Source organism: Thalassospira sp. MCCC 1A02491 (genome assembly GCF_001613785.1).
Classification (GTDB): domain Bacteria; phylum Pseudomonadota; class Alphaproteobacteria; order Rhodospirillales; family Thalassospiraceae; genus Thalassospira; species Thalassospira povalilytica.
This window is the reverse complement of sequence record NZ_LPVX01000023.1, coordinates 227,528-251,951: the sequence shown is the minus strand read 5'-3', so window position 1 is coordinate 251,951 and position 24,424 is coordinate 227,528. Positions and strand designations below refer to the sequence as shown.

Here is a 24,424-nt window from a genome sequence, read left to right as displayed (position 1 = left end):
CTGACCGTTTATTTTCAGTGTCCCCAATGATGTCAGGCAATATCACGCAAGAACTGCTTTACCGAATGATCGAGCTTTTGCGCACGTTCTTCCATGCTTGCGGTGGCGGCTCTGACATCACCGGAAGCCGCATCGGTTTCGTCGGCGGCATCCATTGCCTGTTGAATGTTGCTGGCAACATCGCGGGTATTTTGCGCAACGTTTGAAATTTTTGACGAAATTTCAGTCGTTGTGTTGCTTTGCTGATTGATTGAATCGGCAATGCCCGCCGTGTCGTCATTGATCACGCCGATGGTTTCGACAATTTCGCGGATGGCGGCAACCGCATCACGGGTTTCCGATTGGACTGTGGCGATCTGTTCGGAGATTTCATCGGTGGCGCGTGCGGTCTGTGACGCAAGGTTCTTGACCTCGTTGGCGACAACGGCAAAGCCCTTGCCGGCATCACCGGCACGTGCGGCTTCGATGGTGGCGTTCAGTGCAAGCAGGTTGGTCTGTCCGGCAATATCAGTGATCAGTTTGACGACTTCGCCAATCTTGTCAGCCGATGTTTCCAGGACAGACATTTTTTCATTGGTGCTGTTGGCTTCGTTTTGTGCCCGCGACATGGTTTCACGCGACTGGGCGATGCGCTGGCTTACCTCATATACCGATGCGGTAAGTTCCTCGGCAGCAGACGCAACAGATTCTGCATTATGGGCGACTTCCGATACGACAGATGCGGCATCACTTGCGCGTGCCTTGCTTGTTTCCGCGGTGCGGCCAAGTGTGGAAGCAGAATTGCGCAGCTTTTCAAGGGCCATTCCAACATCGGCCAACAGATCGCCGGTCGTGTTTTCAAAGTTCTTGGTCAGCTTTTCCATAAGTTCGGAACGTTGTGCCTGCGCGCGTTGAAGTTCGGCCTCCTTGGCGCGCATTTCGCGACGTTCGATCGCGTTTTTCTGGAATACCTTGACGGCTGTGACGATATCGCCGACTTCATCGCGTCGGGTGATTTCCGGAATGGCGGTGTCAAGCTTGCCCTCGGCAATTTCAAGCATGCCGGTGGTCAGTCCGCGAAGCGGGGCAATGGCCCGGATGTTCCAGATGATCAAGACGATACTGATCGCAAGCGAGGCCACCAGCATGCCGATCATGACAATCGAAAAGTTGCTGGCGACGGTTCTGGCCGATACGGAAATCAACTGGCTTTTGGCTTCTTCATGTTCGATCAGTGCATCGATGCTGGCGCGCCAGTCGGCAAAGGCCGGTGCGGCTTCTGCGTTGATCAGGTTGATTGTCGATGAAAATTCACCTGCCTTGCGAAGGCCGACGACCTTTTCGATGATCGGGGCTGCGCGTTCTTCAATCGCCTGAATTTCAGCAAAAAGCTGCTGTTCCTCGTCCGATGATGTTTGTTCGGCAGAAAGGATTTCGGCCATGCCCTGGGCGGCCTCGGCGTAAATGGCGGCCTGTTCATTGATGATGGCGACTGTGGCGTCAACCTCATCCTGGCTTGCGACCAGTGCCATGTCGCGCACGGCAATGGCGCGGTCCTGCACACTGCCGCCCAGATTGATGGCGTAGCGTTGCTTGACCCCGTTGATGTCGGTGATCTGGGTGAAGGATGTGTTGATCTGATTTACAAGAACGACGGAAATCGTTGTCAGGATACTCATAAGTGCAAGGATCGCGACATAGCTGATGATCTGTCGTTGGCCAAGTGAAAGCGACACCTGTTTCTTCGAAGCGTTCATCCGGACGTTACTCCATGATCTGCTATCTCTGCCGGGTCATCTTGTTTTTCAGGCTTCAATTCTATGTCGACGTGACCGCGTGCGTTTGGACGGCAGTATATTATTGGTTGTAGGTCCGGTGACGATATCATAACTCTGCGTCGTCATTGCACAGTCTGTTTTGCCGTTTTCACCCTGTGGAATAGGGGGCAATGGCAAAAACGGTTTTGACCGATCATTTCCGGTCAATATCCAAATGTTTTGATTGTAGAATGGGCCGTTATTGTTTTAAGTATCGGCAGGGTTTTACAGGATTGTTTTATGTGTGGAATTGCCGGTTTATGGCTGTCTGGACAGAGTGACGCAAGCGGATTGGGCGATGCTGTATCGCGCATGAACACTGCGTTGCATCATCGTGGTCCCGATGGCGGCGATGTCTGGGTTGATCAGGAAAACGGGCTGGCTCTGGGGCAGCGCCGTCTTGCAATCATTGATCTTTCCGATGCCGGCAAACAGCCGATGCATTCGGCCAATGGCCGTTATGTCATGGTCTATAACGGCGAAATTTATAACGCGCCCGAATTGCGTGAAAAACTTGCTGCTGCCAATATCCAGGTCGCCTGGCGCGGCCATTCCGATACCGAAGTCATCCTTGAATGCATTGCCCATTGGGGGGTGCGCGATACGGTCAAGCGCCTGATTGGCATGTTTGCCATCGCACTTTGGGACAAGCAGACCAAAAAGCTGACCCTTGTGCGCGACCGGCTTGGCATCAAGCCACTTTACTGGTCGCGCTATGAAGGCAATATCGGTTTTGCGTCCGAGGTAAAGGCGCTTCTGGCGGGCAATGCGATTTCACGCGAAGTCAATCGTTCGGGGTTGGAAGCCTATTTGCGGTTTGGCTATGTGCCATCGGGGCTTTCGATCTATTCGCATGCCAAGATGCTCAAACCCGGTCACATTCTGGAAGTGTCATCGCATGATCAGGCAACCGAATTTGCCTATTGGTCGGTCGAAGACGCCGTTCTGAACGGACAAAAGCATGCCTGGAGCGGCGATGATCAAAGTGCGATCGATGCACTTGAAGATTTGCTGCGCGATGCGGTTCAGCGTCGCATGGTGGCCGATGTGCCGCTTGGCGCGTTTTTGTCTGGCGGGATTGACTCTTCGACCATCGTTGCCCTGATGCAGTCGGTCTCGGATCGGCCGGTCAAAACATTTTCGGTCGGGTTCGAGGACGAAGCATTTAACGAGGCGGCCTTTGCCGGGGAAGTGGCGCGCCATCTCAAGACCGATCACACGGAACTTTATGTCACGCCCAAGGATGCGCTGGATCTGGTGCCGAAACTTTCGGAAACCTATGACGAGCCGTTCTTTGACAGTTCGGCGATCCCGACCTATCTGATTTCGGCCCTGACGCGCAAGGAAGTCACGGTTGCCCTGTCAGGTGATGGCGGCGATGAAACATTTGGCGGTTATACGCGCTATCTTTGGGCCAAGCAGCTTAGTGCGGCGGCGGGCAGTATTCCGTTCGGGGCGTCGCTGGTGTCGCGCGGGCTGACCATGCTGTCGCCCGAACAGTGGGACAATCTGGTCGGGCTGGTGCCCGGCAAGCTTTCGACCAGCGCGATTGGCGATAAAATCCACAAGGCGGCACCGCTTCTGGCGATCCGTGATGATATTGATCGCTATCATGCGCTGTTATCATTGTTTGATACCGACAAACTTCTGGGCAGCCGTTCCACCCGCAAGAAATTCCGCGTGCCGGGCGAAAAATTCTGTCGCAACCGCAATCTTGATTATGTCTCGTCCATGCAGGTCATGGATACGATGATGTATATGGTCGATGATGTCCTGACCAAGGTGGACCGGGCATCAATGGCCAATTCGCTTGAGGTCCGCGTACCGTTTATCGATCATCGCGTGATCGAATTTGGCTGGCGGTTGCCGGCACGGCTTAAAATGAACGGATCGGTGGGCAAGCATGCCTTGCGCCAGATTCTGTATAAATATGTGCCGCGCGAAATGATCGACCGGCCGAAAACCGGTTTTGGTGTGCCGCTGGCACAGTGGCTTCGCGGGCCGTTGCGCGAATGGATGGGCGATCTTTTGGCCAATGACGCGCTTTATAACGATTTCGGCCTTGATCGTCGCCAGATCGAAAAATTGCAGCAGGAACATATGAGCGGCAAGCGCAACTGGGGCCATCAGCTTTGGACGATTTCCATGCTGTCTGACTGGCAGAAACGCTGGCTGGCCTGATCGAACGATCGATTTCCGCATCCCATATCCAATCTTTGATGAACGCCCCGCCTGAATTTCAGGCGGGGTTTTTCAATTTGTTTCAAAAATGAACTTTTGATCATTTTGCACTGGCTGTCCGGCCCAATGTGGCGGTGGCATGTTTCTTGGACATGGCTGCGTCGAATAAATGTCACAATTCGAAACTTGAAAATTTTCGAAAATGAAATATTTTAGCGGGAAAGAGATTCCTTTTTGCTGAAAGAGGCCCCGCATGGCTGAGACTGCACATTACGATCTGATCATTATTGGTGGCGGCATCAACGGTGCCGGTATTGCGCGTGATGCGGCGGGGCGCGGGCTTAAGGTTTTGCTGTGTGAAAAGGATGATCTTGCCAGTGCAACATCATCGGCCAGTACCAAGCTGATCCATGGCGGTTTGCGCTATCTCGAACATTACGAGTTCCGTCTGGTGCGCGAGGCGTTGACCGAACGTGAAGTGTTGCTTGGCAATGCGCCGCATATCATCTGGCCGTTGCGCTTTGTTCTGCCCCATCGCGATGATTTGCGTCCGGCCTGGATGATCCGCCTTGGCTTGTTCCTGTATGACCATCTTGGCGGCCGTAAAAAGCTTCCGGCGTCCGAAGGCATTTCATTTGCCAATCACGTTTCCGGTGCACCGCTGCGGGACGGGATGACCAAGGGTTTTGTCTATTCCGATTGCTGGGTTGATGATGCGCGTCTGGTGGTTCTCAATGCCATTGATGCCAAAAATTGCGGGGCTGAAATCCTGACGCGGACCGAATGTGTCGGCGCAAAACAGACCGACGGGCACTGGCAGGTTTCCCTGCGTGATCAGCAAAACGGTCAGGAGCGCGTAGTTTCCGGGCGGATGCTGGTCAATGCGGCGGGCCCGTGGTGTGCCGATCTGATCAATCCGGACAATGGTGTGGTGCAATCAAAAACCAGCGCCAATATCCGCTTGGTCAAGGGCAGTCACATTGTGGTGCCCAAGCTGTTTGATCATGATTATTGCTATATTTTCCAGAATGGCGACGGGCGCATTGTCTTTGCCATTCCCTATCAGGATGACTTTACCCTGATTGGCACCACCGATGTTGATTTCACCGGCGATCCGGCCAAGGTCAAAATTGATCAGGGCGAAGTCGATTATCTGTGCAAACTGGCCAGCGGCTATTTTAAAAAGCAGGTGGCATCCGACGATGTTGTCTGGACCTATTCCGGGGTGCGGCCGCTTTATGCCGGCAATGGCGAAAGTGAAAATGCGTCCAAGGTGTCGCGTGACTATACCCTGAAACTTGAAGCCGATAGTGGTGCGGCCCCGGCCTTGCATGTTTTTGGCGGTAAAATCACCACCTATCGCAAGCTTGCCGAACATGCGCTTCAGATCATTACCCGCCAGCTTGGCACCCGCGATGCGCCCTGGACGGCCAAAGAACCGCTTCCGGGCGGGGATTTCCCCAATGCTTCCTTTGATGATGCATTTGCCCATTATGCCAAACGATATGACTGGATCGATCACCGCCTGTTAAAGCGCCTGTTGCGCGCATATGGCACACGCATCGACATGATCATCGGTACCGCGACAAAGATCGATGATCTTGGTGTCTGTTACGGTCATGACCTGTATGAAGCCGAATTGTGCTATCTGATTGATCATGAATGGGTGCGCAAGATTGATGACCTGATCTGGCGGCGGTCGAAACTTGGTTTGCGTCTGTCTTCCGAACAGATTGCCGCGCTTGAAAATCGCCTGGCACAGATCGACGCCGATCCCAAATCGGTCGCCGCCGAATAGGACGGGTTCGAAGGCGGATATCAGGACTGCGCGTTTGACAGTTCTTCACGCAATGTGTCGAGCAACGCGCGCAGTTCCTGTTTGCGGGCAGGCGTGATATCGCGCCAGTCCCGGTCATGGATCGCACCTTCAAGCGCATAAAGGTAGTTCAGGCTGATTTTCCTTTCACCGCCAAAGCGAAACAGCAGGCGGCGCGTGACTTCGACGATGCCGGTCGCGATAAGCTGATCGCGGTTTTCAATCCCGATTTCGCGCAGTTCACGTGACGATGTCGGACCGATATTGCGCATGGTTTTCCTTTGTTCGGGGTGGTGCGTGCACATGGCGTTGGGCATGTCTTCACTGGTCGTGCTGGCACCTGACAGTGTGAATAATCTGCTGTATGGTCGGTTTGTTTTCAACCGATTACCCTGACCGGTCCCCTGATGACAGCATTGTTCAAACCCGTTATCGCAAGTGCGATCCTGCTTCTTTTGACCATTCCGGTCGCAAAGGCCGCAGCCGATTTTGTGCCGCTGGAAACCGGGGCAATGATGGTCGGGCTGGTTGGCGGGCTGGCACTTTTTCTGTACGGGATGGACCATCTGGCAAGCGCGCTCAAGACCCTTGCCGGGGCGCGGTTGCGATTTATCCTGTCGAAAATGACGCGCAACCGCTTTATGGCGGTTCTTTCGGGTGCACTGGTTACCGGTCTTGTTCAGTCGTCAAGTGTGACCACGGTTCTGGTGGTGGGCTTTGTGTCCGCGGGCCTGATGCCCTTTGCCCAGTCGATTGCCGTGATCATGGGGGCCAATGTCGGCAGTACCCTGACCGCGCAGATCATTGCCTTTCGGGTTGATGCGATTGCGCCGCTGGTGATGGCCATCGGGTTTGGACTGACCATGATGGCAACCCGCAAACGCGTTGCGATGGCGGGCAAGGCGATCCTTGGCACCGGGATGCTGTTTTTCGGCATGGGCATGATGAGCGATGCGATGGAACCGCTTCGCACCTATGGGCCCTTCATCGATCTGATGGCCGAGATGCAAAACCCGGTTCTGGCAATCATTGTTGCGGCATTCTTTACCGCCCTTGTTCAATCCAGTGCGGCAACCACGGGTATCATCATCGTTCTTGCCGGGCAGGGGCTTGTGACACTTGATGGCGGTATTGCCCTTATTTTCGGGGCGAATATCGGCACCTGTGTCACGGCACTTCTGGTGACAATCGGCAAGGGGCGAGATGCCCTGCGCACCGCCATCGGCCATGTTCTGTTCAATGTTGGCGGTGTTTTCTTGTGGCTGCCGTTTATTGGGCGATTGTCCGAATTTGTGACCGATATTTCATTTGCGACCAATGGCGGGCAAACCGATATCGCGCGCGAAATCGCCAATGCGCACAGCATTTTCAATATCGCCAATGTGATCCTTATGATCGCCTTTGTGCCGTGGATCGCCCGTCTGATCGAAAAGATCGTGCCACCGGAAACGGTGATTGATCCGCCCCTTGATCCCAGCCCGAAATATCTGATGGCAGAAGTCACCAATACACCGGCGGCCGCGATTGCACTGTTGCGCAACGAGGTCATCCATATGGGCGATATCGTGACCGATGTGGTGCGCCGCGGGCGCGAAAACATGCGCAAGCCGACCAGCAAGAAATTGCAAAGAATTGCCGAACTTGACGACGGGGTGGACAGCCTGCAGGACGCGATTGCCCTGTTTGCCAGCAAAATGCGCCGATCCGAACTTTTGCCCGGTGAACTTGACCGGCTTCAGAACGAGCTTGAAGTCAGCAACCATCTTGAAGCGGTTGGCGATCTTGTCGCCGAGGAAATGGTCGAACTGGTGTCCGAACTGATGGATTTGCGCCAGATCCCGTCCGAAGAACGCCGGGCCCAGATCACGGAACTGTTTGAAATTGCCGAAAACTGTCTGAAACAGGCGCTGACTGCCTATTCGGGGGATGATATGGAAACCGCAAGGGCGGTTTTGGCCCGTGATCAGGAATTTGGCGCAAAGATGGAAGTGACATTGCACCGGATCAGCGATGCGATCGGACCGCGCGATGTCGATATCCGGTGTTATCGCATCAATGTTGCACTGGTTGAACGGATCAACCGGCTGTTTCAGCGGGCATGCCGCATCGCCCATGTCACGATTTCGGGGCTCGACGGGCACAAGGCTGCTGGCGATGATGGGCAATCACCGCCAACGGTCACATTGCCTGAAACATTCTGATCACGGTTTGGTCGGGTCAAACCGCCCGGTTACAGTTCCGGGCGTTCGATCGGCGGGGTGTCGATGTCCTTTTGCATGACCGTGACATCAAGCGCGCGATAGCCAAGGTGGCGATAGAAATCCTGTGTCCTGCTGTTTTCCGAACGCACCATCAATTGCATGCGCCAGACGCCCTGATCGCGCAACCAGCCTTCGCCGATATCCATCAATTTACGGCCAAGTCCCGATTTCTGAACGGACGGGGCAACCGCCAGATAATATACCCAGCCACGATGACCATCATGACCGGCCATCACCGAACCGATGATGTTATTGCTGTTATCTTCCCAGACGAAAAGTGTCGCGTCCGTTGCCTCGATCGCAAATCGCACATCCCATGCCGGCGGGTTATAGGGGCGATAAAGCCCGGTATCCTGCCAAAGCTGCGTAAGGGCGGGAGTGTCTTCCAGTGTTGCGGTTCTCGGGGCGGCTTTGGGGTTGGCTGCGGGGGCGGGTGTTTGGGTTGTTTGGGTCGTGGTTGTCATGGTGGTTCTTTCGGGGCGCAGTTTCTAATTGGCAACAATGGGGGCGTTATCAATGGCGGTCAAATGCAAAACCGTTACAGATCAATGTAAAAAGGAAACGCCCCCAAGGGGGAAACCTTGGGGGCGCTGGGGAAGTCCGGAGCATCGGTTGGGAATGAAGGCCCCGGACCGGGGTGGGGTCGTTATCTGCGTACGGCTTAGCTGATCGGGCGGCCGGTCACGCTGCTGAGTTCAATTTCACGAACGATGTCGCCGGCCTGATTGGTTACGGTCGCGGTATAGGTGCCGCGCGGCGTTTCAGCCAGACCGCCCAGTTTCAGTTCACCATTGCCAAACCGGATCACCATCGCACTGGCCAGAAGGTTCATCTGATCGGCGGTGAATTTGCGGTTGTAACGTTCGGCCTTGTCCGGGCGCGGCAACAGTTTGCGCAAATCATGACGTTCATCACGGTCCATGCGCCCGGTTTTGGCATCAAACTTGACCACTTCGACCACGCCGCCTTGTGCATTGACCACAAGGACGTCGATCTTGCCCGGTTCTTCTGCCATCAGGGCATCACCGGTCTTAAGATCAATCGTGCCGGTTTTAAGCAGCATGGCATCAATCAGAATGCGCGCCTCGGCCGGGGTCAGGGGAACTGCGCGTTCGCGATTTTCGCGGTCGAATTTTCCGCCTTTGCGATGATCGCCGCGGTCGCCATCAAATTTGCCACCATGGTGATCACCGCCAAACATGGACCATTCACCCGGGCCACCATGGCCACCCTGACCGGCCTGGGCGGCAATCGGGGTTGCGATCACACCAGATGCGATCAGGACAGCTGCAAGTTTGAGTTTGTTGTTACGTTTCATCGTAAACCTCGTGTCGTTGGGGGATCGTTTGCTGAGGTCCGTTATCACCGATGATTGTCGCGAAATGATCCCCGGTAAACATCAAATTGGTCGCAAGATTTGCCAAAACCGGGAAATGCGACAATTTGATACAAATTGGCGTTTTTGCCCCAAATGCCAACGCGCTAAGGTAAGCTGAGAACACCGTTGCAATGACAGGACCGCATATGAGCGACCAGCCCCACATTCTTGTTGTCGATGACCACCGCGATATTCGCGATTTGCTGGGGCGTTATTTGCGTCAGCACGAATACCGGGTGTCGCTGGCATCGGACGGGCGCGAGTTGCGCAAGATGATGGCTGATGATGTTTCGCCTGATCTGATTGTTCTTGATCTGATGATGCCGGGCGAAGACGGGCTTAGCCTGTGCCGCTGGCTGCGTGAAAATTATGATGTGCCGGTGGTGATGCTGACGGCACTTGGCGAAGAAACCGACCGGATCATCGGCCTTGAAATGGGGGCGGATGATTATCTGGCAAAGCCGTTCAACCCGCGTGAATTGTTAGCCCGGATCAAGGCGGTGATGCGCCGGGCACAAAGTCTTCCTGTCGGGCGCAAGGGGCCGCTTCCGGGCGGTGAAGTACGGTTTGACCGCTGGGTTCTGGATCGGACACGTCACGAATTGCGCGATGCCAATGACGTGGTGCTGCCGCTGAGTGCCGGGGAATACGGGTTGCTGTGCGCCTTTGTCGAACACCCCAACATGGTGCTTAACCGGGATCAGTTGCTGGATCTGACGCGCGGGCGCGAAGCCGTACCGTTTGATCGCAGCATCGATAATCAGGTCAGTCGCCTGCGCAAGAAAATCGAGGCAGATGCAAAAAATCCGACCCTGATCAAAACGGTCTGGGGCGGCGGTTATATGTTCACCTGCGAGGTGGTCGAAAAATGACCAAGCGCCGCCTGCTTAAACGTCTTTGGCCGCAAAGCCTGACGGCACAGCTTGTCTGTCTGTTGCTGGGCGCGATCATTCTGACCCATATCGTGCTGGGCGTGATGCTGGCCGATGAACGTCGTGATGCGCTGGCATCCGAACGCCGGGGCAATGCGCTGTCGCGTGTGGCGGCGATTTCACGCATTCTGACCACCACACCGCATGAAAACTGGCGCGATGTGCTGCGGGTTGCCCAGTCACCGCAAACCCGTTTGCGGCTGGTTGAGGAAACCGGGGTTGTGGCCTCGGACGGGCATATTCCCGACAGCCTGACCAGCCGGTTGAATGAATTCCTTGCCACCGGTTCGGGAACGCAGGCACCTGTGCCCGCCCGGGTGGAAATCCTGACCGAAGACGAATGCTGGCGTGAACGCAAAACATTGCGCAACGCCAAGGAAGCCTTTCTTGATCAGAAACGCGATCAGAACCCGGCACGCCCATCGGGCAAAAATGGCGATTATCATTTCCATGACGACCGCGCGGCCCCTTGGGAATTGCGCTATATGGAACGGTTTGACTGCCATGTCGCACCGGTGATGCAGATCGCCGTGCCGATTTTCACCGCGGTCGGATCAACGTCGGAAGACGGCATGATTGATGATGCCCCGACCACAACCGAACCCCCGCAAACCCGTGCGGATAACGCCCGGCCGCAAGTCTGGCTTGAAGCGATGATTGGCGGGGTAATGCCCCCGCCCTGGTTTGTTTTTGACAATGTGTTGCGGGTTGCCTTGTCTGCCCTTGTCATTGCCGTGATCACATTCTTTATCACCCGGCGGATTTCCCGGTCCTGGGCGCTTTTGGCGCGTGCAGCCGATCGGGTGGGGCGCGGCGATTATCCCGAACCGGTGCCTGAAACCGGGCCGATTGAAATCCGGCGGGCGGCTAAGGCCTTCAACCGTATGACAGCGCGTCTCAAACGATTTGTCGAGGATCGCACACGCATGCTTGCGGCGATTTCGCATGATTTGCGTACACCGATCACGTCGCTTCGATTGCGGGCCGAATTCGTCGATGATCCTGAAAACCGGGCGCGGATCATCGAAACGCTTGATGAGATGGAGCAAATGGTCGAAGCCGCGATGGCCTTTGCCCGTGAGGAAACGGCAAACGAGGATACCCGCAAGATCGACATGACCGCACTTGTGGAATCCGCGGTCGAAGATCTGGCCGAAACCGGGCGGGCGATTTCGTTTGTCGGCGATGGGGCGCCACGGGTTTATCCCTGTCGACCGCTATCGGTCAAACGGGCCTTTGGCAATCTGGTGTCCAATGCCCTGCGATTTGGCAAGCATGTCGAAGTGACCGTATGTGATGCCGATGATGGTGGCTTATGGATTGAAATTGCCGATGACGGACCGGGCATTCCGGTCGAAAAACGCGAACAGGTGTTTGAACCGTTCTTCCGGCTTGAAGAATCACGCAATCGTGACACTGGCGGTATCGGGCTTGGTCTGGCAATCGCGCGAACAGCGATCCGGGCCCATGGCGGGGAGATATATCTTGAAGATGCGCCAAAAGGCGGGCTTCTGGCCCGTATCTATCTGCCACCGGCGCGAACCGAAACCGGGGTGTAAATCACGATCGGGCAGCCGGTAATACAAGCGGTTTCAGAGGGTTAAGAATTTTTGACAATTTGCCCTTGCGTTTTTAATGACCAATAGTCATTTGTGTGCCGGGAAATAGATTGTTTCCAAATCAATAATTGCGAATTGGCATTGCTGTTCTATGTAGGGTTTGCACTTGATCCAATGGCAAAGATGACGTCAGAGCCGTCAAAAGATGATAGGATGCTGTGCGTGCCCGCGATAAAACCGGTGCATCCGGGCAAAACACGGCTTCGACGGCCGACAGGTTTCAAGCAGGTCGGATCAAACAGTTTGGCGATCAATCTGGCCTTTGGATGAAGTGCAACCCTGGCGATGCAAAAATAAGCGTGTAAACGGACGGAGCGAACAATGAACAATAACCAGCAGGATACAGCGGTCGTGACGTCGCTGCCAGGGACCAATTCGGCCCAGGCCGCGCGCGGTTTTGTGCGTTCGGTCAATGACTGGCTGATGGAATGCGCGCTTGATGATACCGACATCAGCGAACTTCTTGCTGGGATGGTCAGTCGCCTTGTCGCATCGGGCATTCCGATTGACCGTGTCATGGTTGCTTTCAAAACGCTTCATCCCCTTTACGAAGGGGTTTCCTATATCTGGAACAAGGAAAGCGGTCAGGTCGAACGCTCAACCCATATGGGGGTTGGCGATCAGGATCAGGATTGGGCCGAAAGTCCGATGAAATGGATGCTTGATAACGATGTCAGCTTCATGCGTCGCCATCTGATCGGGCCAAGTTCGGTGATCGATTTCCCGGTTCTTGAAAGTTTCCGCCGCAATCGTGGCACGGATTATTACGCGCTGATGACCCCGTTTGTTACAGACCGCGACAGCACGCTTGATAGCAACCGTATCTTCATGACCTATCTTACGCGTCGACCCAGCGGTTTCTCGGACGAGGATCTGGCAATTCTGTCGGGTATCCAGCGCCGCTTTGCCGTGTCGTGCAAAATGCGGATCAACCACGAAGAAACCAGCACCATTCTTGAAACCTATCTGGGGTCTGATGCCGGTGCGCGGGTGCGTAACGGTCAGATCAAACTGGGTGACAGCACCAAGACCCGGGCGGTGATCTGGTTCTCTGACATGCGCAATTCGACCTCGATTGCCACCCATGTTGGCGATGATGCCTTTCTGGGGGAAATGAATGATTTCTTTTCCGCAACCGCGGGGGCGGTGCTTAAACATGGCGGGCAGGTGTTGCGCTATATCGGGGATGCGACCTTGGCGATTTTCCCGATCGGCGATGATGAAAACAATCTTGAAACAGCCTGTCTTGCGGCCCTTTATGCCGCCGCCGAAGCCCAGATCAATATCGATACCCTGAATGCCAAGCGCGAAGAAGAAGGCAAGCCGCCCTTTGATTACGGGCTGGGCATGCATGTCGGTGATGTGATTTACGGCAACGTCGGTGTGTCCGAACGCGTTGATTTCACCGTGGTCGGGCAGGCCGCCAACGAAGCCGCCCGGATCGAACAGCTGACCAAGCAGCTTGGCAAACGTGTTCTGGTCAGTCAGACCGTCGCGCGGTTTATTTCCTGTCCGACACAGGAAATGGGGGCTTATGAACTGCAAGGAACTGGTGTCAGCGTCAAGCTGTTCGCCCCGGATTTTGCCGAAGCCTGCCACCGGATCGAATTGATGCGCGCGGGCTAAGCCCGCCTGAATGCGAACATGAAAAAGGCCGGTACATCCGTGTGATGAACTGGCCTTTGTCTTTTTCCCCGGATGGAACGTTGTCAGGCAAGACTGTCGAAATCCTTTACAACGCTGCTTGCTGATTCACCGACATTGGAAAATGTCTTTTGGGCATCAGTTACCGCCTGTGTCGCAGCCTTGATGATATCGGCATAGGGCGACACTTCCTTTTTGACCAGCATCTGTTGCATGGCGACACCGGTCGTGGCGGATGCCATCGACATGATATTGCGCAGATAATCGGTGGAATCCTGAACTGCATAGGCCGCGGCCTGGGCGACTTTCTGATAGGCAACACCGTTTGCACCGGGAAATGCCCCGTTCAGAACCGCATGGTTTGTGGTGCCCACTGCCTGAACGATCTGGGGATTGAGTGCGGTGCTGAGCGGTGGGGTGTTGTTTGTGCCCCCTGAACCGCCCTTGTCAGAACTGTCACCATCATCGCCCGATCCGCCGTCTGCGGATTTGTCGCCTGCGGATTTATCACCGGCGGCTTTTGCGCCGCCATTTTCGCCGGCGGGCGGATTTCCGTCCTTTTGGCTGTCCTGACCGGTATCGGCGTTTTTGTCGGCATCTGTGGTTTTGGATGCGTCGGGATTGGTGTTGTCGTCGTCTGCCATCATGAACCTCTTGCGGGGCGAATGAATGCGCCGTTGTTGTCACTAACCGTGGGCATCAGATCCTGCAGGCACCGATCAGGTGCCGCCGCCACCTTTGCCGCCCATGCCGCCGCCGGTACTGTCAAGGATCATGCGACACGCGCTTGATGTGACGGCATTACCAATCTGTTGCAGCCCGCCCTGGGTTTGCATGGCGTTTTGCATCGACAGACTGATGGAATGAGCCATCGTCTGATACACAAGGCCCATGGCCTGTGCGGGCGCCTCGCCAAGGACCTTGACGTTGGTCTGTGTCACGGCGTCCGTGATTTGTGCATTTACAGGGGTGTTGTCTGCCATTTCACGCCCTCATGTTTGGACCGTTGCCTGGCCGCAGAAAGACCGGGCTGGTCAGGTGCCTAGCGGCGGGTTGCTGCCAAAATAACCAGAAGAGTCAACAAGGCGTCGGCGTTGTCAGACCGGCCAAGTTTGGCGGTGGCCTGGGCGCCGGCCATGGTATTGACCGAATAAAGCTGCATCACGCCCTGATTGGTGGCGGCCTGCGAACAGATCGATGCCTGTTGCTGGGCCTGCACCGCATTCTGGAACAGGATCGAAGTCGAATGTGCGGCACTTTGATAGATCGAGCCCATCGCATTGGCGGGTGCAGATCCAAGAACACTGACCGAGCTTTGGGTAACTGCATCGGTAATCTGACCGTTCACCGGGGTTGGAATAGCCATGATATCCTCCGAAAAGGCGGTCCGGGTGACCGCACATCTTTAGACGCGTAATGCGAAGTTTTGTGACCGGGTTCGAAAGCCTTTTTAAAAGGGGGGCTTGCGAAATGTCGGTTAGCCGGCCTGGGCGGTAATCAGCGCCACCAGTTTCGATGTGGCGGTATTGACGACCTGTTGCATGTTTCCCTGGGTCAGGGTGGCGTTTTCCATCGCAAGACCGGTTGCATGCGAATGCGACTGCAGGGCAATGGAAACCGCCTGTGCCGGGCTTTCGCCCAGAACCTTGACGTTGGTCTGGGTGATGGCATCGGTGATTTGCGGATTGACGATATCACTCATGGTACGTCCTCTTTTTATTCACCGGACTCCTGGGACTGTTCGTTTGTATCGTCCGAACCGTCTTCCCCGTCCTGGGTGCCGTTGCCAAGAAACATCCGGTCAAGATCGCCCCAGTCGGTTTCGTCATCCCAGAACGCGCTTTTCTTGGACGCGACGCCCTGTTGCTCAGGCGGCGGCAGCGGGCTTTCCCCACTCAGCTTTTGTTGTTGGGGTTCGGGCCCTTGCCCTGAAGCGCCTGTGTAAAAAAATTTGGTTTGCTGTCCTGTACGGACAGGGTGGCCTTGGCGCACTCCATCGTGGTTGCAAGGCTGGCAACGGCAAGCTGTTGCTGTTCATTGACCATATTGGCAAACAGGATGCCCTGTGCCTGGGCCTGCGACAGATAGGATTGCATTGCCCCCATTGCCGGACCATTGGCAATGACCGAGGTATTGGTCTGGGTGACGCTGTCGGTAATCTGTTCGTCGACTTCGTTGGGAGTGCTCATCACGGTGATCCTTACTGGTTACGACGATTCATCATCTGCATCACGCTCTGGGTCATGGTGGTCATGCCGATCATTGCGTTTTGCTTTTGGGCGGAAACCATGTTCGCCATCAAAATGTTCTGTGACTGGGTCTGACCAAGCATCGATTGCAGGGCGGCATAACCCGGCCCGGCCCCCAATGTTGCAACATTGGTCAGCGCGACACAGTCCGTGATCTGATCAGAAACAGCGCAGAGATGCTGTTCATCCGCAGCAGCCGTTTGGGTCTGCTGTGAACTGTCGCCGTCTTGCGCAGATGGTGTCGCTGGCATGTCCGTCTCCTTGGCTGGCGTAATTTGTACTTACCGGTATGACGTGCGAACGCCGCCTTTGTGACAGAAAAAGCCCGGCAAGCTTGCGCATGCCGGGCGGGGTCGGCGGCGAAACCAATATGGAATTACGACACGGATGTTCCGGTCGTTGCTTTGAGTGCCGTCAAAAGCGACAGCATGTTGTCGGGCACGTCGCTTGCGGCCAGTTTCGAAGTTGCAACCGCACCAGCCATGGTGTCGACAGAATAAACCTGAATGACGCCCTGATTGGTGGCTGCCTGGGAAGAGATGCCGACCTGTTGCTGGGTACTGACGGCGTTCTCGTAGAGAATGCCATGAGAATGCGCCAGCGACTGGTAAAGCGAGCCCATGGCCATTGCCGGCGCATCGCCCAGAACCTTTACGTTGGCCTGGGTGACTGAGTCGGTAATCATGCCATTGACCGGAGTGTTATCAGCCATTGTGTATCTCCTGGTTGCCTAAAGAAGTGCCGGAAGGAAATTGACCCTCGCAACCGGCCCTTTCCGCATGTCTTGCGGTCAGACTTTTGACGGGGGCCGCGGGGTGTTGTGACGCAAAGCGCAGAAAAACTTGATCGTCCGGGCCGGTCTGGATCCCCAACGTAAATCGGGCGGTCGCTGATGGTTGCAACCGCCCGATTTAATGAAGACCTGCTTGGGGATACAGGGATTAGATATCAGCTTTTGACGGCCTGAAGCGCGGTCAGAAGCGAAAGCATGTTGTCGGGAACATCGCTTTTGGCAATCTTGGAGGTCGCAACCGAATCTGCCATCGTATCGACCGAATAGATCTGGATGACGCCCTGGTTGGTGGCGGCCTGCGAGGTGATGCCGATCTGCTGCTGTGCGCTGACGGCGTTTTCATAAAGAATGCCGGTGGAATGTGCGAGGGACTGGAAGATCGAGCCCATTGCCATTGCCGGGGCGTCGCCCAGAACTTTCACGTTAGCCTGGGTGACTGCATCAGTGATCTGACCATTGACCGGGGTCGGAATCGCCATTGTAAAGTCTCCTTCGTGTGCTTGTGCTGTGTGCTGCTTGCTGTTGTGATCTGACGGGGTTTCGCCGTCCCGTATTCAGTCTAAAGACGTTGGCCATATTGGGTTGTGACGCGTCTTTTCATTTTATCTGTTGTTTTTTGCATTCGATGATGCCCGGGGATGCCCGGGGATACCAGGGGATGCCCGGCTGTGCCTTGTTGGCGCAGTCCGGGCCTGGACAGGCAGGCCGATTACTGGATGCCTGCCCCTCTGAGATGTTCGCGCGCCAACTGGACACGTTTGCGCACGGCGCAATTGCTTAGTCCCAATGCCTCGGCAATTTCGTCGTAACTGCGATCCTGGACGCACCGCATCAAAAGCGGTTTGCGCAGTTTTTCCTGCATTGCCATCAATGCTGTTTCAAGCTGGTCAAGCTGTTCGCCAGCAAGGAATGATTCTTCGGGGCTTGGAATGACCGGGGCGGTCATCGGGGATGCCGGGGTATCGGCACTGCCGTGGGTTTCTTCGCGATATTCCGCCTTGCGCCGGTTCTGACGATGCAGATCGATGCAGGCGTTATGGACAATACGCGACAGCCATGCGCGATGGTTGCGGATTTCGTCCATGGAATCTTCGAATTTTGTCGATGCCTTGACCATTGCCTCGGACAGGGCGTCTTGGGCGTCATCCATATTGCCGGACATCAGTTTCAGACATTGCTTCAAAAGACTGTCTTGCTGATCGATCCACAGCGGCCAGAAATTTGGTGCCGCGGGGCCCGTTTGGGGATCAAGTGCGGTTTCATGCGCACGGGTCGGGTTTGGCCAGGCGGTGTTGCCGGCATCTTCTGACGGGCTGTCTTGGGCAGGGGGATAGGTCGGGGTGTCCGGGGCTTGCGGCATATCGCGCATGCCCGGAACCGGCTGGCGCAGATCAGTGCTTTCGGGGGATGTCGGCAAAATGCCGTGCAAGACATCCATCGGTGACAGGCCGGAAGTGTTGCCAAAACCCGGCAGGGCGCCTGCGATAATATCTTCCGGGCGTGGGCCGTTGCGGGATGGTTCGAGCCCCGGGAAACCGGCAAGCGGATTGAAATCCGCCGGATAGCCCGGTGGCGGGCTGTATCGATTGGTGGCCGGGGCGGATGCTGCTGGTTGGGGCGCATCGGACTGGGCATCGTGCGATTGTGGGGGCGGGGTTTGGCCGTTTGAAAGGTCGGACCGGTTTTCCCCCGACCGTTCGGACGGGGCCGCAAGATCAGAAGAAATGTGGGCTGCGTGCTGAATGATTGACGCCGCATCCAGTGCCAGGGAAGGGGTGCCTGAACTGTCTGAAAGGTTGCGGTCGGGTGGGGCCGGATTTCGGGTTCCGGCTTCGCTGTTTGTGCCAAGCAACGCGTCGGTAACCGCAAGCCTGCTAAGATAATCTTCGGCAATGCGGGCACGTTGGTCGGGTTTCAATCGCGACCAGATGGAAGTGACGTTATCGCCATCTTCCATCGCCTGGCTAAGAGTTTGATCAAGGCTTTGAACGAAATGCAGCTCGGCCTCTGTCAGGCCAGCCTCTTCCTGTTGGTTGTTTTTTTCGTTCTGCACTATGGACCCCTCCAGTTGATAGATTGCAACCATAGGCTGATTAAGTTGTGCGACGTTTATTATGACGTGATTTCTAAGTGATTGTGAATAAAAGTTATTGCACAATTTTAAGTTGTATCACGGCGCGTATCTTCACAGCCTGCTTCATTCGGGCCAAGAGAGTAGTCGTGCACGTAGTTTTTCTGACTGTGCTGTTGTTTTTCGGGATCTTTGCTTTGATCCGTACGCGTGCCGGTTCGGTCAGGATGCGATGGGCAGATGCCCATGGCGGTTCCCGACCTGTGCCGGATCAACCTGTTTTTGCAGGCTGTGAATTCCTGGGGCTTTCCTTGTCCCCGGCCGGTGGCGCCGGCTCGTTTGAATCCTGTGCGGGAAAAGCATTGGCAAGTGCCGTTTCGACCTTGTCGGAAAGCAGTTGCATCCTGAGATCGATTTCGCGTGTGATGATGTTGCGAATTTCCGTGGCGATATCGAACATGATCTGCTGATCGCCATGGTGGTTTGCCGATGATGTCATTTGCGGAGCACCTTGTGCTGGATAACCTGTTGGGTGCCCGCTGCCCGGACGCGGGGGCAGCGGGGCGGTCACGCCCGATTTGACCTGTTCGGCGTGATTGGAAATCGTGTATCGCTGATCAAGAACCTGCTCGCGGGCGCGCTCGGCGGCCTGGGTCATGGCTTTCTGGGTGGCCAGATATTCCTGATTGAATGCCTTGCGCACAGCATCCTTGCGATCGCTGGCGGTGGTAACATCCTTATGCGCCTGACCAGACATCAGGTGCCTCCCTTGGTGGAATTGTTCGGGGTGCTGCCTTTGGTGGTCCGCGACGACCCCTTGGTCGATGCCGAACCGTCCGATCCGGTATCCTCACCGGATGCCGGGGCATCCTGATCGGCCGATCCATCGGGGTTCGCGCCACCGGCTTTGGTCCCGCCGGTTTTGGCGGAGGCCGGTTTTGCCGGTGCGGTGTCATCGGTGCTGGACGGCAGAACAAAGCCATACGTCGCCAGATCATCCTCGGTCGGGCTTGTGGCAACACCGGTCAGGCTGGTTTCAAGGCGTCCATTGCTGTTAGACACCATGCTTGCAGCCTTGCAGGCGGCATTGTCGCTTTGTGCCGCGCATGTCAGGATGGCGGTCGGCGTGCAGCTGCGCGTATCGGTCAGAAGCTGTGCGGTGACATTGAAACTTGTTTCCTGGTCATAACGCACAAGGGTGACAAGGCTTGCGCCCTTGTCGCCTTCGCTGGGCGGGGTGATCTGGACCCAGAACGGAATGGTATAGTTCGGCCCCGCCAGGATGTTTCCCCCGACAATCGGGCTTGGCAAGGTTCCGGTATATTCAAACTGCACCGGGATCGGCGCACGGTCGGCAAAGATCAGTCGGATCAGCGCAAGGTTGGGGGCGGCATCAGCGGGAATTGAACCGACGGCCTGTTCGAGATGCAGGGCATAGGGGCCGCCGCTATAGACCGGGACTTCCGATGTTTGTGGCAGGGTGTCATCCTGTGCGGAGCTGTCAAACAAAAGCGCGCGCAATTGTGAAGGTACTGATGTCGGCACCGATACCGACAGTTCGGATTGCGCATCGGCAGACGGGCCGACATGCAATTTCCAGCTTTTCAGGCTTTCGGGGCTTTCATCGGCAATCAACCGTGCACCGATCGCTGTCTGGGCGGTCGTGCGGCCCGATGACATCGGGTATCCCTGTGCCATTGTGATAGTCCAGTCCGGGGTGTCGGCATTGCTGCTGGCGTTCCCGTGCAGACTGGGCATGGCAGTTCTGAACATGTCATCGGCGATTACGGCCCCCTGAAGATCGGTTTTGCTCCCATCCTTATTGATGATGGTGACCCCCCACTGCGCTTGCGAGGTGCTTTCAGAAGAAGTTGTGTTGTCAAAGAAGGAGCTGCTCATTGCGGAGGCCTCGCTGTTTCCTGTTCTGCCGGTCGTCCGGGGGCTTTGTGCGGCATGGGCGATGATGTGTGTCGGATCGGGTATGGCGCTGTTGAAATTCGGTTTTGGCGCGCCTGAACGGGGCGTGCCCGGCCCGTCGAACAGAAAACGCTGGATGATTTCAAAGGCGGTTTCACCGGGCTCGCTGATTTGGCCACTTTTCGGGTTGGCTGGTCGCGATGATTCGCCGGGACTGTTGACCGGGGGGCTGTCGATCAGGCCGAATTCCTGACAAAGGGCGGTCATGATATCGAGTGCGGCCTGCGGCTCGTTCAATGGGCCGGGCTGGGGCGCAAACGATGCCTCGGTGGGCTCCTTTAAGCCTCTTTCTGCCGCGGCGGGGCCTGCTTCGTGCAGATTGCTGCTGCCATCAGATGGGCTTGATGCGGATTTGGCCGGATCTGGTTTGGGCGCGTCACTGTCTGTCATGCATGCATTCCCCAGTGTTGCCCTTGTGGTGGATTTTGCGGCCGAAATGGCGGCCGAATTGACCACAAGGATTTAAACGGTTCCGTGCATTCAGACGTTCAAAGGGCGGGAATGTGAAAATATTGCCTCTGTACAATGGGGCGATACGGGGCTTTGAGGCGCAAATCCCGTCTTTAAAAGACCGCGAAAATTCACGAATGTCGCAAGCTTTTTCAGGCCCGGAAAACACAAAACCCGCCGAAAGTGCAGCAAGCTGTACCTTGGCGGGTCTTGGGTTTTACAAAATGGTGCTGGTGATAGGATTTGAACCTACGACCTACGCATTACGAATGCGCCGCTCTACCAGCTGAGCTACACCAGCACGATTCATTTTGTGGCGCGGAAAATACGGACAATCACCGGCCTTGGCAAGTGCTTTATTGTTCTTTTTCCCAACAAGCCTTTCGGGCGCAGCCATGCCTTAAAATCAAACCGGCAATAGATAATATCACATTGACCGTACTGTAATTATGCGGCTTAGATGCGTGCTGTTGGAATTCATGCTTTGGGGGCAGGTTATGTGTCGTTGGCTCAGCTATGTTGGTGATCCGGTTTATCTTGAAAAGCTGGTGTTCGAGCCGCGCCATTCCCTTGTCGAACAAAGCCTTCATGCTGAACAGGCCAAAACGCCGACCAATGGCGACGGGTTTGGCATTGGCTGGTATGACGAACGCCCGACCCCGGGGCTTTATCGCGAAATTCTTCCGGCCTGGAATGACCCGAACCTGCGGTCGCTTGCCCATCACATCAAATCGGGGCTGTTTTTCGCCCATGTCCGGGCCTCGACCGGCACGCATACCAGCCGCACCAATTGCCATCCCTTTGCTCATGACAAATATCTGTTCATGCATAACGGTCAGATCGGCGATTACCCGCTGGTGCGCCGATCGCTTGAAAACATGATCGAGGATGAATTCTATGCCGGCCGGCAGGGATCCACCGATAGCGAGCTGATCTTTTGCCTGATGCTGACACTTGGTCTGAAAGAAGACCCGCACCGCGCGATCCGCCGTACCATCGAAGTCGTCGAAAATGAAATGAAGATACGCGGCGCAACCGCCCCGTTCCGTTTCACTGCTTGCCTGTCGAACGGCAAAAGCGTCTGCGCCATCCGCCACGCCAGCGACGACAAACCGCCATCCCTTTACTGGCGCAAACGCGACGATCACGTGATTGTCGTGTCCGAACCGCTTGATACCGATACCGAAAGCTGGGCCGCTGTCGCCCCGAACCATACCCTTCATGTCGAAGGTGATCTGGTGGTGAGCGAGGAAGCAACCATGGCGTGCCAATAAAGCAGTTTTGTTTCGGCGTCAGTTGACCACGACAATCTGAGACCGCGCCTTGACCAATGCGCGTTGCAGGGCATTGCCGGGTGCACTGTTGAGAAGTACCGTTTGAAAATCGCTGGCGTGGCCGTCACGGCAAAGCGCTTTGCGGCCGACCTTTTTTTCGTCGATCATCAGGATCGCGTGGTCGCAACAGCTGACAAGTGCGCGCCTTGCGCGAACTTCATCCATATTGAAATCAAGCAGATCGCCGTCATCGGTCATGCCGCCGACGCTTACAATTCCGTAATCGGCGCGAAGCCCGCCAAAGAAGTCAGCACTATCGGCTCCGATGATATCAAGATCACGGGTGCGGACCGTACCACCGGCAAGCCGAAGCGTGACATTGGGGGCGTTTTGCAAGGTCAGCACCACATGCAGGTTGTTGGTCAGTACGGTCAAATTGCGATGCGATGAAAGATGCTGGGCGGCGAGTTCGGCGGTGGTGCCGGTGCCAATCGCAATCGTGCAGCCCTCAGGGATCAGTTCGGCGATCTTGGCGGCAATCGCCATCTTGCCCGATCGGTTCCAGACTTCGCGCTTTTCATAGGCCGAGTTATCCGGATCAGGTGCGGGGCCCGCAAGGCCGTGACGGCGAAACACGCGCCCCTGTTCCTGCAGATCGCGCAAATCGGTGCGGATGGTCTGGACCGATACATTGAACCGGCGCGCCAATTCTTCGACCGCCATGAAGCCACAGGATTTCACAAGCGCGACGATACGGTCACGACGACGGTCAAGCGGAACAGGATCTGGGATCTCGGACACGTTTATTTCTTTCGTTCGAAAGGCATGGTTTCGTTTGTGTTCCGAGTATAGACAGGCCGGATTGTAACTGAAAAGCCCGGTTTGCCTGTTGAAACATTTAATTCTTGGTGTTGTCACACAACTGTTATCGAAATCCATATAGCTTCCGGATCGAAATGTTTTCGAACGAAACCTTCTTTCCGACTAGGGGATGCCGATCATGCGTAACGTTCTTCTTGCTGCTGTCGCGACTGCGGCGATGATGCTGCCGGTTGCTGGCCAGGCTGCGGAAAAGCTTGTTGTCTATACCAGCCAGCCCAACCAGGATGCCCAGACCACTGTTGATGCCTTTATGGCTGCCAACCCGGATATCGAAGTTGAGTGGGTCCGTGACGGTACCACCAAACTGATGGCGAAACTGCGCGCCGAGATCGCCGCAGGCGACCCGCGCCCGGATGTTCTTCTGATTGCCGATACGGTAACGCTGGAAGGCATGAAGCAGGAAGGCCTGCTGCAAGCGTACAAATCGCCGGAAGCCAAGGCCTATGAAGGCGCGCTTTATGATGCCGAAGGCTATTACTACTCCACCAAGCTGATCACGACGGGCATTGTTTACAATACCGCAGCCAAGGCACCGAGCTCGTGGAAGGATCTTTCGGATGCATCGGCGAAAAACCAGATTGTCATGCCAAGCCCGCTTTATTCCGGTGCGGCCCTGATCCATCTTTCGACCCTGACCGAGAACAAGGATCTGGGTTGGGATTACTATCAGGCACTGGCCGCCAACGAAGCCCGCGCTCAGGGCGGTAACGGTGGCGTCTTCAAGGCGGTTGCATCGGGTGAAAAGCCGTACGGCGTGGTTGTTGATTTCCTTGCCATCCGTGGCAAAGCCAAAGGGTCGCCGGTTGATTTCGTCTTCCCGAAAGAAGGTGTCACCTATGTGACCGAGCCGGTCGCGATCATGAAAGACGCCAAGAACGTTGATGCCGCGCACAAGTTCGTTGATTTCGTTCTGTCCGATGCCGGTCAGAAACTTGTTCTTGATATGGGCTATATCCCGGCCCGTAACGACATGGCCCTGCCGGAAGGTTTCCCGGCGCGCAAGGACATCAAACTGATGGACTTCAACCCGGCCATCGCCCTTGAACAGGCTGAAGCGAACAAAAAGAAATTCGCTGATATCTTCGGGGCTGAGTAATGCAG

General features: G+C 55.8%; 24 protein-coding genes and 1 tRNA gene. 8 read left to right on the top strand and 17 right to left on the bottom strand.

Features of this window, described 5'->3' with window-relative positions; translation table 11 throughout:
* Nucleotides 1-32: 32 nt before the first annotated feature.
* Nucleotides 33-1,736: a methyl-accepting chemotaxis protein gene (locus tag AUQ42_RS08745; RefSeq protein WP_068518683.1), complete on the bottom strand. Its 1,704-nt coding sequence runs from the start codon at nucleotides 1,734-1,736 to the stop codon at nucleotides 33-35.
* A gap of 300 nt (nucleotides 1,737-2,036) precedes the next feature.
* Between AUQ42_RS08745 and asnB the strand changes: the two genes are divergently transcribed.
* Nucleotides 2,037-3,977 carry an asparagine synthase (glutamine-hydrolyzing) gene (gene asnB / locus AUQ42_RS08740; protein ID WP_068518682.1) on the top strand — a complete coding sequence of 647 codons (1,941 nt, stop codon included), beginning with the start codon at nucleotides 2,037-2,039 and terminating at the stop codon, nucleotides 3,975-3,977.
* 253 nt (nucleotides 3,978-4,230) lie between these two features.
* Nucleotides 4,231-5,775 carry a glycerol-3-phosphate dehydrogenase gene (gene glpD / locus AUQ42_RS08735; RefSeq protein WP_068518681.1) on the top strand — a complete coding sequence of 515 codons (1,545 nt, stop codon included), beginning with the start codon at nucleotides 4,231-4,233 and terminating at the stop codon, nucleotides 5,773-5,775.
* Nucleotides 5,776-5,795: 20 nt separating this feature from the next.
* On the opposite strand, the gene AUQ42_RS08730 is transcribed toward glpD, so the two are convergent.
* On the bottom strand, nucleotides 5,796-6,065 hold the full coding sequence (locus AUQ42_RS08730; RefSeq protein ID WP_068518680.1) for a TfoX/Sxy family DNA transformation protein: 270 nt from the start codon (nucleotides 6,063-6,065) through the stop codon (nucleotides 5,796-5,798).
* A gap of 135 nt (nucleotides 6,066-6,200) precedes the next feature.
* On the opposite strand from AUQ42_RS08730, the gene AUQ42_RS08725 reads away from it, so the two are divergent.
* Nucleotides 6,201-7,994, top strand: coding sequence for a Na/Pi cotransporter family protein (locus AUQ42_RS08725; protein WP_082817787.1), 1,794 nt, complete (start codon nucleotides 6,201-6,203; stop codon nucleotides 7,992-7,994).
* 29 nt (nucleotides 7,995-8,023) lie between these two features.
* Here the strand turns inward: AUQ42_RS08725 and AUQ42_RS08720 are convergent, their stop codons facing one another.
* Nucleotides 8,024-8,518, bottom strand: coding sequence for a GNAT family acetyltransferase (locus AUQ42_RS08720; protein ID WP_068518679.1), 495 nt, complete (start codon nucleotides 8,516-8,518; stop codon nucleotides 8,024-8,026).
* Between the two features lie 197 nt (nucleotides 8,519-8,715).
* A complete protein-coding gene (locus AUQ42_RS08715) occupies nucleotides 8,716-9,372 on the bottom strand; it encodes a hypothetical protein (protein WP_068518678.1) in 657 nt (218 codons plus the stop codon).
* A 206-nt stretch (nucleotides 9,373-9,578) separates the two neighbouring features.
* On the opposite strand from AUQ42_RS08715, the gene AUQ42_RS08710 reads away from it, so the two are divergent.
* The 3 genes from AUQ42_RS08710 (at nucleotide 9,579) to AUQ42_RS08695 (ending at nucleotide 13,609) form a co-directional block, all read left to right on the top strand.
* On the top strand, nucleotides 9,579-10,304 hold the full coding sequence (locus AUQ42_RS08710) for a response regulator (RefSeq protein WP_068518677.1): 726 nt from the start codon (nucleotides 9,579-9,581) through the stop codon (nucleotides 10,302-10,304).
* Nucleotides 10,301-11,923: an ATP-binding protein gene (locus tag AUQ42_RS08705; protein WP_068518676.1), complete on the top strand. Its 1,623-nt coding sequence runs from the start codon at nucleotides 10,301-10,303 to the stop codon at nucleotides 11,921-11,923. Before AUQ42_RS08710 ends, AUQ42_RS08705 begins: the two co-directional genes overlap by 4 nt.
* Nucleotides 11,924-12,304: 381 nt before the next feature.
* A complete protein-coding gene (locus AUQ42_RS08695) occupies nucleotides 12,305-13,609 on the top strand; it encodes an adenylate/guanylate cyclase domain-containing protein (RefSeq protein WP_068518674.1) in 1,305 nt (434 codons plus the stop codon).
* A gap of 83 nt (nucleotides 13,610-13,692) precedes the next feature.
* On the opposite strand, the gene AUQ42_RS08690 is transcribed toward AUQ42_RS08695, so the two are convergent.
* From AUQ42_RS08690 to AUQ42_RS08635, 12 genes are all read right to left on the bottom strand, one after another.
* Entirely contained in the window at nucleotides 13,693-14,271 is a 579-nt protein-coding gene (locus AUQ42_RS08690; RefSeq protein WP_068518745.1) for a hypothetical protein, read from the bottom strand.
* Between the two features lie 75 nt (nucleotides 14,272-14,346).
* Complete coding sequence (locus AUQ42_RS08685; protein WP_068518673.1) at nucleotides 14,347-14,610, bottom strand: RebB family R body protein; 264 nt, start codon at nucleotides 14,608-14,610, stop codon at nucleotides 14,347-14,349.
* Nucleotides 14,611-14,669: 59 nt separating this feature from the next.
* Nucleotides 14,670-14,993 carry a RebB family R body protein gene (locus tag AUQ42_RS08680; protein ID WP_068518672.1) on the bottom strand — a complete coding sequence of 108 codons (324 nt, stop codon included), beginning with the start codon at nucleotides 14,991-14,993 and terminating at the stop codon, nucleotides 14,670-14,672.
* 111 nt (nucleotides 14,994-15,104) lie between these two features.
* Complete coding sequence (locus AUQ42_RS08675) at nucleotides 15,105-15,329, bottom strand: RebB family R body protein (RefSeq protein WP_068518671.1); 225 nt, start codon at nucleotides 15,327-15,329, stop codon at nucleotides 15,105-15,107.
* 193 nt (nucleotides 15,330-15,522) lie between these two features.
* The gene (locus tag AUQ42_RS08670) at nucleotides 15,523-15,816 is read right to left on the bottom strand and encodes a RebB family R body protein (RefSeq protein ID WP_068518670.1); all 294 of its coding nucleotides are present in this window, start codon (nucleotides 15,814-15,816) and stop codon (nucleotides 15,523-15,525) included.
* Between the two features lie 11 nt (nucleotides 15,817-15,827).
* Nucleotides 15,828-16,127 carry a RebB family R body protein gene (locus AUQ42_RS08665; RefSeq protein WP_068518669.1) on the bottom strand — a complete coding sequence of 100 codons (300 nt, stop codon included), beginning with the start codon at nucleotides 16,125-16,127 and terminating at the stop codon, nucleotides 15,828-15,830.
* A gap of 125 nt (nucleotides 16,128-16,252) precedes the next feature.
* Entirely contained in the window at nucleotides 16,253-16,588 is a 336-nt protein-coding gene (locus tag AUQ42_RS08660; protein ID WP_068518668.1) for a RebB family R body protein, read from the bottom strand.
* Between the two features lie 236 nt (nucleotides 16,589-16,824).
* The gene (locus AUQ42_RS08655; RefSeq protein ID WP_068518667.1) at nucleotides 16,825-17,148 is read right to left on the bottom strand and encodes a RebB family R body protein; all 324 of its coding nucleotides are present in this window, start codon (nucleotides 17,146-17,148) and stop codon (nucleotides 16,825-16,827) included.
* Nucleotides 17,149-17,378: 230 nt separating this feature from the next.
* Nucleotides 17,379-18,722: an RNA polymerase sigma factor gene (locus AUQ42_RS08650; RefSeq protein ID WP_197460809.1), complete on the bottom strand. Its 1,344-nt coding sequence runs from the start codon at nucleotides 18,720-18,722 to the stop codon at nucleotides 17,379-17,381.
* A 289-nt stretch (nucleotides 18,723-19,011) separates the two neighbouring features.
* Complete coding sequence (locus tag AUQ42_RS08645) at nucleotides 19,012-19,497, bottom strand: hypothetical protein (RefSeq protein WP_068518665.1); 486 nt, start codon at nucleotides 19,495-19,497, stop codon at nucleotides 19,012-19,014.
* Nucleotides 19,497-21,107, bottom strand: coding sequence for a hypothetical protein (locus tag AUQ42_RS08640; protein ID WP_156480858.1), 1,611 nt, complete (start codon nucleotides 21,105-21,107; stop codon nucleotides 19,497-19,499). Before AUQ42_RS08640 ends, AUQ42_RS08645 begins: the two co-directional genes overlap by 1 nt.
* Nucleotides 21,108-21,392: 285 nt before the next feature.
* Nucleotides 21,393-21,468, bottom strand: a tRNA-Thr gene (locus AUQ42_RS08635).
* A 196-nt stretch (nucleotides 21,469-21,664) separates the two neighbouring features.
* On the opposite strand from AUQ42_RS08635, the gene AUQ42_RS08630 reads away from it, so the two are divergent.
* Nucleotides 21,665-22,441, top strand: coding sequence for a class II glutamine amidotransferase (locus tag AUQ42_RS08630; RefSeq protein WP_068518744.1), 777 nt, complete (start codon nucleotides 21,665-21,667; stop codon nucleotides 22,439-22,441).
* An 18-nt stretch (nucleotides 22,442-22,459) separates the two neighbouring features.
* Here the strand turns inward: AUQ42_RS08630 and AUQ42_RS08625 are convergent, their stop codons facing one another.
* Nucleotides 22,460-23,242, bottom strand: a complete 783-nt coding sequence (locus tag AUQ42_RS08625) for a DeoR/GlpR family DNA-binding transcription regulator (protein ID WP_068518663.1) — start codon at nucleotides 23,240-23,242, stop codon at nucleotides 22,460-22,462.
* A gap of 199 nt (nucleotides 23,243-23,441) precedes the next feature.
* On the opposite strand from AUQ42_RS08625, the gene AUQ42_RS08620 reads away from it, so the two are divergent.
* Entirely contained in the window at nucleotides 23,442-24,419 is a 978-nt protein-coding gene (locus tag AUQ42_RS08620) for an ABC transporter substrate-binding protein (protein ID WP_197460808.1), read from the top strand.
* The last annotated feature ends 5 nt before the right edge of the window (nucleotides 24,420-24,424 follow it).

Excerpts from the sequence above, each read along its gene's own strand:
- AUQ42_RS08745 (WP_068518683.1), bottom strand. The coding sequence starts at position 1,736 with ATGAACGCTTCGAAGAAACAGGTGTCGCTTTCACTTGGCCAACGACAG.
- asnB (WP_068518682.1), top strand. The coding sequence starts at position 2,037 with ATGTGTGGAATTGCCGGTTTATGGCTGTCTGGACAGAGTGACGCAAGC.
- glpD (WP_068518681.1), top strand. The coding sequence starts at position 4,231 with ATGGCTGAGACTGCACATTACGATCTGATCATTATTGGTGGCGGCATC.
- AUQ42_RS08730 (WP_068518680.1), bottom strand. The coding sequence starts at position 6,065 with ATGCGCAATATCGGTCCGACATCGTCACGTGAACTGCGCGAAATCGGG.
- AUQ42_RS08725 (WP_082817787.1), top strand. The coding sequence starts at position 6,201 with ATGACAGCATTGTTCAAACCCGTTATCGCAAGTGCGATCCTGCTTCTT.
- AUQ42_RS08720 (WP_068518679.1), bottom strand. The coding sequence starts at position 8,518 with ATGACAACCACGACCCAAACAACCCAAACACCCGCCCCCGCAGCCAAC.
- AUQ42_RS08715 (WP_068518678.1), bottom strand. The coding sequence starts at position 9,372 with ATGAAACGTAACAACAAACTCAAACTTGCAGCTGTCCTGATCGCATCT.
- AUQ42_RS08710 (WP_068518677.1), top strand. The coding sequence starts at position 9,579 with ATGAGCGACCAGCCCCACATTCTTGTTGTCGATGACCACCGCGATATT.
- AUQ42_RS08705 (WP_068518676.1), top strand. The coding sequence starts at position 10,301 with ATGACCAAGCGCCGCCTGCTTAAACGTCTTTGGCCGCAAAGCCTGACG.
- AUQ42_RS08695 (WP_068518674.1), top strand. The coding sequence starts at position 12,305 with ATGAACAATAACCAGCAGGATACAGCGGTCGTGACGTCGCTGCCAGGG.
- AUQ42_RS08690 (WP_068518745.1), bottom strand. The coding sequence starts at position 14,271 with ATGGCAGACGACGACAACACCAATCCCGACGCATCCAAAACCACAGAT.
- AUQ42_RS08685 (WP_068518673.1), bottom strand. The coding sequence starts at position 14,610 with ATGGCAGACAACACCCCTGTAAATGCACAAATCACGGACGCCGTGACA.
- AUQ42_RS08680 (WP_068518672.1), bottom strand. The coding sequence starts at position 14,993 with ATGGCTATTCCAACCCCGGTGAACGGTCAGATTACCGATGCAGTTACC.
- AUQ42_RS08675 (WP_068518671.1), bottom strand. The coding sequence starts at position 15,329 with ATGAGTGATATCGTCAATCCGCAAATCACCGATGCCATCACCCAGACC.
- AUQ42_RS08670 (WP_068518670.1), bottom strand. The coding sequence starts at position 15,816 with ATGAGCACTCCCAACGAAGTCGACGAACAGATTACCGACAGCGTCACC.
- AUQ42_RS08665 (WP_068518669.1), bottom strand. The coding sequence starts at position 16,127 with ATGCCAGCGACACCATCTGCGCAAGACGGCGACAGTTCACAGCAGACC.
- AUQ42_RS08660 (WP_068518668.1), bottom strand. The coding sequence starts at position 16,588 with ATGGCTGATAACACTCCGGTCAATGGCATGATTACCGACTCAGTCACC.
- AUQ42_RS08655 (WP_068518667.1), bottom strand. The coding sequence starts at position 17,148 with ATGGCGATTCCGACCCCGGTCAATGGTCAGATCACTGATGCAGTCACC.
- AUQ42_RS08645 (WP_068518665.1), bottom strand. The coding sequence starts at position 19,497 with ATGTCTGGTCAGGCGCATAAGGATGTTACCACCGCCAGCGATCGCAAG.
- AUQ42_RS08640 (WP_156480858.1), bottom strand. The coding sequence starts at position 21,107 with ATGACAGACAGTGACGCGCCCAAACCAGATCCGGCCAAATCCGCATCA.
- AUQ42_RS08630 (WP_068518744.1), top strand. The coding sequence starts at position 21,665 with ATGTGTCGTTGGCTCAGCTATGTTGGTGATCCGGTTTATCTTGAAAAG.
- AUQ42_RS08620 (WP_197460808.1), top strand. The coding sequence starts at position 23,442 with ATGCGTAACGTTCTTCTTGCTGCTGTCGCGACTGCGGCGATGATGCTG.